Genomic DNA, 12,475 nt, shown 5'->3' with positions numbered 1-12,475 from the left:
GGATCGCCTGGAAAAGAGGGGGTAACCCTCTGTTTTTTTGTGTGCCAAACAGCTTTAGGTAAAGAAAGAGAAACCCACATCTCAAAAAGATGGGGTTTCTCGACAATCTGAAGAGATTCATTTTATGAATCTCTTTTTATTTTGGCCGAACAAGGAGAAGGACGGAAATTTTCTGCATGGGTGTTTTTTATGGAGATTAAGGCTAAACATTTTGTGGCCTTTTGTCGATATATTAGAAGTGGTGATTCCAACAAATGGGTAAATCGCCAGCCGAGCGTTAATTAAACGCTTAATCGGAAGTTACCGTTTCTGCCGGGCGAACGCCATTGACCTAAAAGGGGGATCACATTTTTCGGTACCGACAAGGACGTCGAAATTACAGTTCGGGTTCGGCATGAAAAGAAGGTCCAGCTTTTTGAACAGCTGCGGAAGGACGCCTTGTTTAAGCAAGTATCCACACGGCTGTCCAACAAGAACAAAGACTAGGAGATGAAATGATGCGGGCAATGAGGATATTGGCTTTATTCCTTACCTTAACTCTGGTATCGAGCAGCTTCGGCGCAATGAGCGCAATGGCGTTGGAAGTTACCAGCCTGGTGCTGAACAAAAACGAACTTTCGCTGGAGGTAGGCGGCACCGCTTCCCTTACGGCAACCGCGGTTTACGACAGCGGCGCGACCGAGAACGTCACGGTTAAAACCGACTGGACCTCGGGTTCTCCGGATATCGCATCCGTGTATGCGGGATCGGTTACGGCGAAGAAAGAAGGCAAAGCCGTCATTACGGCCACTCATAAAGGGAAAACGGTTATCGTCAACGTGACGGTAAGCAAGCATGTCCGTTCTCTTATTAAAGACGTACAAACGATTGATTTGCGCAAAGGCAAATCCGAACAAATCAAACTGACGGCCTACTATGACGACGGTACGAACGAAGACGTAACGAAGAAGGCCGAATGGAACATCGACAACGGTTCCGTGGCTACGGTAGTCAACGGTCTCGTCACAGGTCAAAGCTCGGGTACGGCGATCGTATCCGCTAAATATAACAACCAGACGGTTTCCGTACCGGTCAGCATCGAAATCGCGAAACGGGTAGATCCCGACAAATCGCAGATTTCCATGCTTCTGAAAGACTCGGAAGCGATCACGTTAATCGCGACTTATCCCGACGGCACTTCCGAGGATGTTTCCGACATCGCCGAGTGGGAATCCGACAACCCGAATGTGGCGGATGTCCTGAAAGGCAAAGTAACCGGATATGGACCGGGTAAAGCTACGATCAAAGCAAGCTACGGCACAAAGTCGGCGACTATCAAGGTAGACGTGGACAATGCCATCAAGCTGGATCTGGGCAAGGAAACGGTTCTGCTTAAGAAAAACGGCACGGAGCAGCTGAGCCTGAAAGCGACTTATGCCGACGGAAGCTCCGATGATATTACGGCCCGCGCGGACTGGACTTCCAGCGACGAAAATATCGTCAGCGTCGTCAAAGGCAAGCTGTTCGCGAATGCTACGGGCGAAGTGACCGTTACGGCCAAGTACGGCACGAAAACCGTCTCGGTCGTCGTAGACGTGGATGTTCCGAAACGTCTGGAAGCCGAGAAAGAGCCGCTTTTCCTGCAAACCGGCAAAGAGGAGCAGATCGTCCTATGGGCGACCTATGCCGACGATACGAAGGAAGACGTGGCGGATGAAGCCAAATGGACCGTAGACAACGAAAATGTTGTCAGCGTGACGGACGGCAAAGTGACCGCGCGGAAAGCGGGAGAAGCTAACGTTACCGCGACGTACGGCGGCAAAACCGTCACTGTTAAAGTGTCGGTCGATATTCCGAACACGATCAAAGCAAGCGTGAAGGCCGTTAACTTCCAAGTAGGCAGCTACGAGAAGGTAACGCTGAACGCGATCTACAGTGACGGCAAGGTGGAAGACGTAACGGAGAAAGCCGACTGGACCTCCAGCGCTGCGGACATCGCGGAAGTACGCAAAGGCGTGATTACCGGCGTAGGTACAGGTGCCGCAACAGTGACGGCTAAGTATGGTACGAGAACGGCTGTCGTTCAAGTGTCCGTAGGTGTGCTGAAAACGTTGACCACCGGCAGCAAGACCACCATTTCATTGAAAAAGGCCGGTACTCAGGTGCTGGACCTGACGGCGACATATTCGGACGGCACCAAAGAAGATGTGACGAAAGAAGCGGCCTGGACGAGCTCCAATGAGAAGGCGGCGACCGTAGATGCCGGTCTGGTAACGGGTGTCGCTTCCGGCGAGTCTACCATTACGGCCACTTTCAATAACAAGACGGTTACATTCAAGGTTCAAGTCGATATGGCGGACAAGCTGACGGCGAATCCGTCGTTCCTGAATTTCGATCTCGGCGAGAACAAACTGATCACTCTTACGAGCACGGATGGCAGCGGAACGCCGAAAGACGTGACGAAAGAAGCGGAATGGACCTCCAGCAGCGCGGCAGTCGCCACGGTGGATAATGGTCTCGTGACTCCGGTCTCCCGCGGCAAAGCTACGATTACCGCGAAGTACGGCGGCAAGACGGTTACGATTCCGGTCGAAATCGGCGTTGTTTCTTCCTTGGAAGTGGACAAGCGCTTCGTGTCGACCAAATCCGGATCGAGCGTCCAAATCAAGGTGACGGCTACCCTGTCGGACGGCAGCAAGAAAGACGTCACTTCGAGCGTCCTCTGGAAATCCAGCAACTACAAAATTGCCGATGTGAGCGCAGGGAAAGTGACGGGCGTCAGCGCGGGAAGCACAACCGTTTCCGCAACGTTCGGCGGTAAAAGCATTTCGATTCCCGTCGATGTAGACAAATTGAAATACCTGCAAACCGACAAGGTTACCGTGGAGCTGAAAGCGGGAGCTACGGCGAAGGTGAAGGCTACGGCAACGTTCGAGGATCTGTCCGAGCAGGACGCGTCGGTCGAGGCGTTGTGGAAATCTTCCAACATCCGTGTAGCGGACGTGAAAGACGGCATCATCCGGGCAACCGGCAAAGGCAAGGCCACGATTACGGTTACGTATGCGAAGAAATCGACCAAAGTCTACGTGACGGTCAACTGATAGCATGTAGACAAAAAGGACCTGCAGCCGCGGGTCCTTTTTGTGACCTATCAGAATAAATGACGAAGAGAAAAAAATCAAAAAAACCGGGGAAACGCGGAGAACCAAGGTATATCAAGGGATTAGGTGGGACAGAGCCGGAAACTGTTTATCAAAAACGTTGAGAGATGGGGAAACAAGATCAATTTCTAAAAAAAAACGCTAGAGCCTTGTAGGACAAGGAAACGTTTTTTATTCTTTGGCAGGCTTTAGGTTCTGGATCAAATAAAAGGGTGGCTAATTACTATTGCACAGTGATAGAATCAACCATATAAATTATTATATAGGAGATACTTGGATGTTAAAAAGACGCGTTTTGTTGTTAGTTTTATTCAGCATTGCAATGTTTCTGTATTACTTGCTTCATGCGATTCAGACTCCTGCTAACTCGGATTACGCCGCAATTATTCTAGAAGCGAAATCAATTTATGAGGGAAATATTTTTCTGTCCGGTTGGAATTTGTCGACAGTGTCTTATTACACTACTGAAATACCGTTTTACGTGGTTGGCATTATGATATTTGGCTTTACACATCGGCTACTTTACATTGTACCATCAATAATTTGCGTCCTGACAGTAGCGGCAGCTTTGTGGGTTGTCTATGATGGTAAACGGGTCAGAGGGCCAGTGCTGACATTTTGTTTTATTGGGATTCCGGTAGGTTTACTTGGCGGCCTAACACTCGCAGGCCCTATCCATATTGCCGCGGTAGGTCTGTGCTTTATTTGTATTAAATTTTTGCAATTTGCCAAGCATGAACAAAGAAAAGTATTTTATTTGTTTTTTGGTATTCTCTTTTTTTGGACACTGCTTGGGGATACTGTAATTTTGTGGATCCTAGGCGCGCCCATCATATTGTTGGGGGCGTACCGAATATATGTTACTCCCACACAGTGGAAAAGGGAAATAGTATCGCCCATAATCGTATGTGTGTCTTGGGTTTTAGCAAAAGCTGTGTTGAAGCTGATTTCTGTTTTGGGAGGATTTATTATTCCTGGGACAGGGGAATCAATGTTTGCTGATTTTGAAGATATGGGGCGTAACATTTATTCCACGTTATTTGGTTTGCTAGAATTATTCAATGCTAACTTTTTTGGACGTCCTATCGGATCTCTTCAAACTGTAATACTGATTGTTCATTTTATTGGGATGATACTGGTTCTTTTAGTATTTGGTCAAACCTTAAACCGAATGATAAGAAGAATTGAAACTGACTATATCAATCAACTTCTAGCGACTTCAATGGCAGTAACTTTTGCAGCATATTTGTTCAGCAACATGAATCTGGGTACGGATACTACAAGATACTTGATCCCAGTTGTGTTTTTCGGTGGTGTATTGATTGGTAGGTGGTTCAATACATTTGATTGGAAGCCAAATAAAAATATTTACGTCGCTAGTATCGTAGGACTTTTTGCTTTAAGTATGTTCACCCCGTTTTCGTTTCAAAGAAATCCAAATAAAATGGATAAATTACAGGTGTACTTGCAAAATCAGGGCTTAACTGATGGATATGCATCATATTGGTTATCAACTCCAATTACAGTCTATAGCCATGAAAAAGTAAAAGTTCGACAGGTGATAACAACACCAGATGCAAAAATAACACCTTTTCGTTTTCTATCTGACCAAGATTGGTATGATTCCCCAGCAAACTTTATTATGTTCGATTCTTCGGACTGGGGTGCAGTTAATAAAACAACCGCTATTAACACGTTTGGATACCCTGTAAAAGAATTGCAATTTGAAGATATACAGATATTAATTTGGGACAAGGATATAAGTAAACTGTTGAGTCGGTAGAAAGAACACAACAAATTTAAATTTTGCGACAATAGGATCAAACTGCGCAGTAGCGCGTCTCGGTATGAGGCCATAAAAAATGAGGATTGCTTCCCGAGGTTTCCCCTTAGGTTGTATCCTCATTTTTTTAAAAACCCGTGGTAATTTTTATTAAAAATATTGCGCCGCCACACTTTTGTTCGTGTTTTTCGTAATGAATTCGCGAAAATTACGAAAGCGGAGACGGGATGCGATTAAGTCGCATCGGAATCCGAAGACGTATTTTTCTTGTACGAGTGCTTCTCGATATACATTTCTTTATCCGCGGCTTCGATCACTTCGGCGGCGGACATATCCGTGCCGGTCCCGATATGAAAGAAACCGTGGCTGACCGAAACGGGAAAGGGACTGTCCGGTTCCCGGCTAAGCGTAAGCAGATCTTCGCGGATGCGGCTCCAGATGAGGTCCGCGGCATCGGGCGGAGTATGGAATACAAGGACGAATTCGTCTCCTCCGTATCGGAACAAATAATCTTCCGGCTCCAGATTTCTCTGCAGCACTTCGCACGCCTTGTTAATGAGAGAGTCTCCTTCGGCGTGACCGTAACGGTCGTTGACTTCCTTCAAATTGTTGATATCGACGAAGCAGACAACCAGTTCGCCGCCCTGCTCTCTGCACTGGACAAGCTCCTGCTGGAGAAGCGCCATTCCATGACCTCTGTTCAGCGCCCCTGTCAGGGCGTCGAGGGACGCGTAGCGCGCCAGCTCGGCCTCGGCTTTTTTTAGCTCCGTAATATCCGTAATACCCGCGAGTACGCACGTCTCGTTGTCGTATATAATGAGCTCATAGTTGATCATCACCCATTTCTGGCAATGAGGCGATACGGGGAGCTGGCAGATGCGGTTCTTGATGCTGTCTTTTTGCAGCAACTCATGGATGATCTCTTCCTTCTCCGCGGCGCCGGGATAAGTAATGGAGGCATCGGCGGGCGTACCGCTGTCCAGCGGAATTTGAAAAAACTCTGCGGCTTCGGCGTTGAGCTGCACGATGGTATTGTCCCGGATCCGGGAAAGAACGAGCGGATACGGATTGACGGAGAACAGCTTCCGGAAACGGATTTCGTTCTCTTGAAGCTTCCGGGTATTGGTGAAATCTTTTTTTCTCAGGTTATACAAGGTCAGGGCGACAAAAAAAGCGATCGCCGCCGTAGCGGTCGTATTGATTTCTTTCGTAAGCAGAGAGTACTTGTCTTTGTTTGCCATAGAAAGAAGGACTAGGAACACCGGATGGTTAATTAATAGAATAACCAAAAAATTCTTGGGGTGGATGGGAAGGATTATGGCCGCGCTCAGCAGAATGATGATATAGGCGTCTACGTTTCCGGTCAGGCTTTGACTGTTGATCGAAGAGAGCATGCCGATAAATAGATAGAGGGCCGTATAGGTAGTGACAAGGAGGGGCGGCCAGATCGTCCGCGCAGCGGCAGCCTGATTCCGGAGCAGGCGGTACAGGACGAGGAACAGGACCGAGATCAGCATACCCAGCAGGTGAATGCCGATAGAGCCGTACCGGTAAGCCTCGTCAGGAACGTCTCGGTAAAGGAAGAAATCCGCGTAGAAGTAATACGGATAGACGGCTATCAGCAGTATGGAGACCAGTTTGATCCGGTGAAACAAGTGTCCGTGATGGGACTGGGCGAACAGCAGCGAATCACCGGTCTGTTTGGAGGGGAAGATCAATTCTCGCAAAATACTCATCCTTCTTTATCTGCTATACAATATGAATCATTTTATCACAAAAAGCGGAAAGGCCGATTCTTTTTTCGGTAGATTTACCAGAAGAAAAAAATAGAAAAACCCTTTTCCACGGAATGTGAAAAAGGGCTTGAATTTAAAGGAAAGTTGTGATAAAATCACAAGTACTTATTTTTAAGCTAGATATTTACAATATATCATAATTTCATCTTGGTGTCAATACTCATAATTATAGCGGTTGCAGTTGCGGTCATTACCCGGAGTTTTGGCGGGTGCAGACGAAAAGAACAACAATGCACTGGACGTGATTCCGGTTTCGGGAAGCAGGGGGCTGAGCATATGACAAAAGATCAACACACAGGAACAGAGGCAGGACAATTCCAACCGGTACTAGATCCGTTTATGAAACCGGGGAAAGACGACTCCCGGGAGGCGGAGCAGGGCGGGCAGCAGGATGACCTGTCTTTGCCGCATGGCATCCGTATGGATGATCCCGTACGTATGTACCTGAAAGAAATCGGACGTGTCGGGCTTCTTTCGGCTGAGGAGGAAGTCAATATCGCCAAACGTATCGAACAGGGAGACGAGGAAGCGAAGCGTATTCTGGCGGAAGCGAATCTGCGTCTGGTCGTCAGCATTGCGAGAAGATACGCGGGCCGGGGCATGCTGTTCCTCGATCTGATCCAGGAAGGCAATATGGGATTGATGAAGGCCGTCGAGAAATTCGACTATACCAAGGGATATAAATTCAGCACCTATGCGACCTGGTGGATTCGTCAGGCCATCACCCGTTCCATCGCCGACCAGGCGCGCACGATCCGTATCCCCGTTCATATGGTGGAAACGATCAACAAGCTGAGCCGGGTATCCCGGGAGCTTCTCCAGGATCTCGGCCGTGAGCCGGCTCCCGAGGAGATTGCCAAGGAGATGGAGCTCAGCGTAGAGAAGGTGCGCGAGATTATGAAGATCGCCCAGGAGCCGGTGTCGCTTGAAACACCTGTCGGCGAAGAAAGCGACACGAATCTGGGAGATTTCATCGAGGACCAGGATGCGATGGCTCCGGCCGACGCCGCCGCGTTCGAGCTGCTCAAGGTGCAGCTGGAGGACGTGCTCGACACGCTGAGCGAGCGGGAGGAGAACGTGCTGCGTCTGCGCTTCGGTCTCGACGACGGTCGTACCCGCACGCTGGAAGAAGTCGGTCAGGTATTCGGCGTCACCCGCGAAAGGATCCGCCAGATCGAGGCGAAGGCCCTGCGCAAGCTTAGACATCCGAGCCGCAGCAAACGGTTGAAGGATTTTCTGGACGAATCATAAGAGCAGGGGAGATGAAAGGCAATGACTGCAGGGTTTGTCATCCGCTGTCTGAACTGCGGGGAAGAACATAAAGTGGTGCCCGGCCAGCGTGCTTACCGGGATGAGCGGATCGTATTCGGCACGGACAATTACGGCGCCGATCAGATTTCCTGCGAATGCGGGAATGCTCTGGAAGAGCACAGCGAATACAAGGGCGAAGCGTTTCACAGCGAGTTCGTCGTGAAATGGCGGGATTTATCCGGCAAGGAGCCGGTCAACTGAACGAATAACATCCGATTGAATAAAGCCGTTCCGGCAGGGCATTTTCCCGGTCAGGTACTCGCGCGAGGCGCGGTATCTCACCGGAGGAAGTGCCTTTTTTTGATGAAGTGAAAGAAAGAGGGTTGCATAGTTCGGCCGTTCTGTGGAAAAATTAGCAGGGATTAAAGCCCGCCCGGCGAAGGACGGGAAATTAACGGCAAGGAGTCAGAGTCCGATGATTCATTTGTATACACATAACGACCTGGACGGAGTGGGCTGCGGCATTCTTGCCAAATGTGCGTTCGGTGAAGAAGCCGAGGTCCGGTACAACTCCGTGGAAGGGCTGAACGTTCAGGTTCAGAAGTTTCTGGAACTTGCCCGGCAGGGAAAAATCAAGAACGAGTACCTCTATATAACAGACTTGTCGGTTAATGAACAGAACGAGCAGGAGCTGAACGAATACGCGCAAGCCGGCGGCAAAATGAGCATGATCGACCACCATAAGACGGCGCTGCACTTCAATACGTATCCATGGGCGGCGGTTACGGTGGCGTACGCCGACGGGAGGCTCGCTTCCGCGACGTCCCTGTTTTACGAGCATCTGCTGCGCAGCGGGTTTTTGAAAGCGACTCCGGCGCTGGATGAATTCGTCGAATTGGTCCGCCAGTACGACACCTGGGAATGGGAGGCGAACGGCAACGGGCAGGCCAAGCGGCTGAACGATTTGTTCTACCTCGTGTCCATTGACGAATTCGAGGAGAAGATGGTGCCCCGTCTTCTGGGAAGCGAGCCGTTCGCTTTCGATGATTTCGAAGAAAAAATTCTGGATATGGAAGAGAGCAAGATCGAGCGCTATATCCGTAGAAAACGACGGGAAATCATCCAGACGTTCATTCACGATTACTGCGTAGGCATTGTCCATGCGGAATCGTACCATTCCGAACTGGGCAACGAGCTGGGCAAGGAGTACCCGCATCTGGACTACATCGCGATTCTGAATATGGGCGGCAAGCGCGTCAGCTTCCGGACCATCCACGATCACGTGGATGTTTCCCAGGTGGCCGGACGCTACGGCGGCGGCGGTCATGCGAAGGCTTCCGGCTGTCCGCTGACCGATGAGGTTTACCCGGCCTACGTGGCCGAGCCGTTCTCCGTCGAGCCGATCCGCACGGACGCTTTCCGCAACTACTACAACGTGAAGAACAGCAGCTTCGGAACGCTGTATGAAGGGCGCAGCGACACGCGGTTTTTCCTCTATCCCTTTGACGGAAAGTGGAAGATGGAGATTAACGGAGAAGAAGTCGACGCTTCGTACGAAACGTATGAGGAAGCCGAGCGTTTTATTAAACGGCACTATGCCGCGTGGCTGGTCCGTGACGAAGCGTTCGTGAAATTTCTGATGAAGCATTTCAGAAAAGAAACTTGAGCCGTGCGGCCGGACAGAAGGCTGCTGTAGGCTGTTGAAGGCGACAAAGCGCATCTTCCTGTGGGGATGGGTTTGTACCTTTTCTCTCAGAATCAGCGTTCTACTGCATGATATACCCATAGTAAAAAAACGGGGTGCGGTTGGTCTATGAATGACCGCCGCGCCCCGTTCTTTTTATTATTACAATGTTTTCTTTTTCAGACTAATTGCGTGTATATATTTAATAGTAAGTTTCCATAACACTTTCCCCAACAAAAACATCAACACACCAATCAAAATAGAAACTGGCAAGAACTGCATTGGGCTTGGTGTAAATGCTCCAATTTCCATTGTTATTCCGGCAATATCATATCCCATAAGATACCCGACAAATTTAATAATTCCACCTATCGGTGTAATAACTCCACTAATCATTAAAGCAATGGAAAGAGTACTGATAATCGGCAAAAGAAACATACCGCTGACGCCTGCAAAGCTGCTGCAAAATGCAAATACAGCGCCGAATTTACGCCAACTAAATGTACTATTCTTTGAAATGGCTTCACCTAAGTATGCTTTCGCTAATTCTTTCGGGTTTCCTAACCGTTCGATGATTTGCTCGGAAGACAAACCATTATTTTGCAATTCAAGCATTACACTTTTGATTTCTTTTACAATGTCAATACGCTCGGAATCGGACATAGATTTCAAATACTTTTCAATTTTTACAAGATAGTCATTCATAATTTTATCCATGATTTAACGCTCCTTTAATTTCTGATATAGCTGTTAATAAATTATCCCATTCTAAGGACATAGCGTTTAAGTATTCGTTACCTTTTTCTGTAAGGGTATAATATTTTCTTGGTGGCAAGCCCTCTGTACTTTCTTGCCAAGATGAAGAAATATACTCTTCTTTCAATAATCTTCTTAGCAGAGGATAAATTGTATTTTCTTTTGCAGCAACAATAGGATACTGCTCTAACTTACTAATGATTTCATACCCATAGTAGGGTCGTTGCTTTATTAGCAAAAGAATACAAAAATCGAGTGTTCCTCGCTTAATTTGTGATTTCCAATCTTCTACATTCATGTTTGTACCTCCTGCATATACATCGTACAACACAGTACATCAATTATCAATAGTATATCATATTTTTTTATTCCGCGTAGTTGGGGTATTTTTCTTTTTTAATGGCTCCATACACTAGGTACAGATAATCTTAAATCATACGTTGAAAATAAAGAAGTGTATTGGTTAAGTCTTTCTGGGCTCATGAGTGTTGAATCGATAGATTCATAAAAAACGCCATCCTTTCCTATGATTTCACAGAAAGAATGGCGTATTTTCTCTTTAGAGAGGATTTTGTTTGATTAGCTTAATAGCGTTGGGTTAAATTCCGTTTTTCCTTTTTGCCTACTTGCTAAATTCAGCAAGTAAAATATTTTTAAAAGGATTAGGACTGTTATCTCTACCCAAACTGTTCAAACTGACGGCCAACGTATGCTTGCCTCCAAGTGTACCTCCAGCAATAGTAGAAAACCCTAGAATGCCACCTGTGTGTCCCCATATCGAGACATCGTTTGGAAGCTTAAATTCAAAGATCCCAAGACCATATCCATCCATTCCTGCTCTTCCTGTAGGAACTGTAGTAAGCATTTGTTTTAGTTGCTGTTCCTTCAGCAACTTGCCACCGAGCAAGGAAGAGAAGAATTTATTTAAGTCGTCAGCAGTAGAAATCATATCTCCAGCCGAGCTGCCTGCACTGGGGTTATAATAAGTAACGTCTTTTATCTCACTTGCTTCGTCTGGTTGGGAATATCCCCGAGCATGCTTGTTGCCTGGAATAACGCTTGAATTCCCAGGAAGGAATGTATCCGACAATTCAAGCGGTTCAATAATCCGATTTTCAATCTCTTCCGCGTAGCTGTTTCCGGTTACTTTTTCAATAAGAATACCCAGTAATACGTATCCTGTGTTTGAATAAGACCAGCCTTTTCCTGGGGCAAAGTCTGGGGGCAGAGAAATCCCCATCTTCACTATTTCTTCAGCCGTATACGATTTTTTTATATCCATAAAATCTGCGTCTTTGGATCTTGAGTATTCGGCGATACCACTTGTATGGTTCAATATCTGTCGGATGGTAATCTGTTTACCATCATATCCGTTTCCTTGAATGACACCAGGCAACCATTTTTCGATGGAGTCGTCTAGATTCAAGCGGTTCTCTCCAGCTAATTGAAGTACAACCGTTGCGGTGAACGTCTTCGTCACGCTCCCAATGCGAAAGCGAAAATCTGTTTTCATTGGTTTCTTGGTGCTCAGATTCGCTACCCCAGCGGCATAACCCCACGTTTTTCCATCCTTAGAACTTATAGCAAGTATTCCCGGGAATCCAAGTTGCAATGTATCCCGCATTGCTTGCTTGACGGATTTATGATCTCGTTGAGTGCTTGTTTGTAACGAACTAGATACATTTTGAGCGGGCTCTGCTTTTACAATTGAGGTTGGCGATGTGTATAGCAGGGAACTTCCAGTTATTAAAAGGGCCAGACTTGCAACTGTAATTTGACTACGTATTTTCATAAGGCATTTCTCTCCTCTTTTTCACACAGAAATTACTTCTTTTCCTTGAAATACTCTTATTAACGGGTTTGTTTTTTATATATACGACATATCTGTTCCGCCTTTCCCGTCTACCTCCTGCATATACATCGTACAACACAGTACCTCTAATATCAATAGTATATCAGAATTTATTTATTCAATTTAATCCCATTTATCATACACGATACTTACAGGTGCGTTATCCTGCCCATTAGTTATGATGCCCCGTCAGTCTAAGACATTATTTTTGTT

At 47.2% G+C, this 12,475-nt stretch carries 9 protein-coding genes; 5 read left to right on the top strand and 4 right to left on the bottom strand.

Annotation, left to right across the window (positions count from 1 at the left end; genetic code table 11):
- Positions 1–494: 494 nt before the first annotated feature.
- Together AC58P5_RS14445 and AC58P5_RS14440 are read left to right on the top strand one after the other, a co-directional pair.
- Positions 495–3,080: an Ig-like domain-containing protein gene (locus AC58P5_RS14445; RefSeq protein WP_497387553.1), complete on the top strand. Its 2,586-nt coding sequence runs from the start codon at positions 495–497 to the stop codon at positions 3,078–3,080.
- Between the two features lie 337 nt (positions 3,081–3,417).
- Positions 3,418–4,923 (top strand): hypothetical protein, encoded by a 1,506-nt coding sequence (locus AC58P5_RS14440; RefSeq protein ID WP_497387551.1) that lies wholly within the window; start codon positions 3,418–3,420, stop codon positions 4,921–4,923.
- 233 nt (positions 4,924–5,156) lie between these two features.
- On the opposite strand, the gene AC58P5_RS14435 is transcribed toward AC58P5_RS14440, so the two are convergent.
- Entirely contained in the window at positions 5,157–6,659 is a 1,503-nt protein-coding gene (locus AC58P5_RS14435) for a sensor domain-containing diguanylate cyclase (RefSeq protein WP_497387549.1), read from the bottom strand.
- A 399-nt stretch (positions 6,660–7,058) separates the two neighbouring features.
- On the opposite strand from AC58P5_RS14435, the gene rpoD reads away from it, so the two are divergent.
- From rpoD to AC58P5_RS14420, 3 genes are all read left to right on the top strand, one after another.
- Positions 7,059–7,970, top strand: a complete 912-nt coding sequence (rpoD, locus tag AC58P5_RS14430; protein WP_196809670.1) for an RNA polymerase sigma factor RpoD — start codon at positions 7,059–7,061, stop codon at positions 7,968–7,970.
- 21 nt (positions 7,971–7,991) lie between these two features.
- Positions 7,992–8,231, top strand: coding sequence for a hypothetical protein (locus AC58P5_RS14425; RefSeq protein ID WP_231392109.1), 240 nt, complete (start codon positions 7,992–7,994; stop codon positions 8,229–8,231).
- Positions 8,232–8,445: 214 nt separating this feature from the next.
- Positions 8,446–9,636 (top strand): DHH family phosphoesterase, encoded by a 1,191-nt coding sequence (locus tag AC58P5_RS14420; RefSeq protein WP_497387546.1) that lies wholly within the window; start codon positions 8,446–8,448, stop codon positions 9,634–9,636.
- Between the two features lie 180 nt (positions 9,637–9,816).
- Here AC58P5_RS14420 and AC58P5_RS14415 read toward each other — a convergent pair whose 3' ends face one another.
- From AC58P5_RS14415 to AC58P5_RS14405, 3 genes are all read right to left on the bottom strand, one after another.
- Positions 9,817–10,371, bottom strand: coding sequence for a DUF1700 domain-containing protein (locus AC58P5_RS14415; protein ID WP_497387544.1), 555 nt, complete (start codon positions 10,369–10,371; stop codon positions 9,817–9,819).
- Positions 10,364–10,708: a PadR family transcriptional regulator gene (locus AC58P5_RS14410; RefSeq protein WP_377660146.1), complete on the bottom strand. Its 345-nt coding sequence runs from the start codon at positions 10,706–10,708 to the stop codon at positions 10,364–10,366. Before AC58P5_RS14410 ends, AC58P5_RS14415 begins: the two co-directional genes overlap by 8 nt.
- Before the next feature lie 324 nt (positions 10,709–11,032).
- Positions 11,033–12,202, bottom strand: a complete 1,170-nt coding sequence (locus AC58P5_RS14405; protein WP_497387542.1) for a serine hydrolase domain-containing protein — start codon at positions 12,200–12,202, stop codon at positions 11,033–11,035.
- Between the last annotated feature and the right edge of the window lie 273 nt (positions 12,203–12,475).

It is taken from the genome of Paenibacillus sp. JT31N7 (genome assembly GCF_059692095.1).
This window is presented reverse-complemented; position numbering and strand designations above follow the sequence as displayed.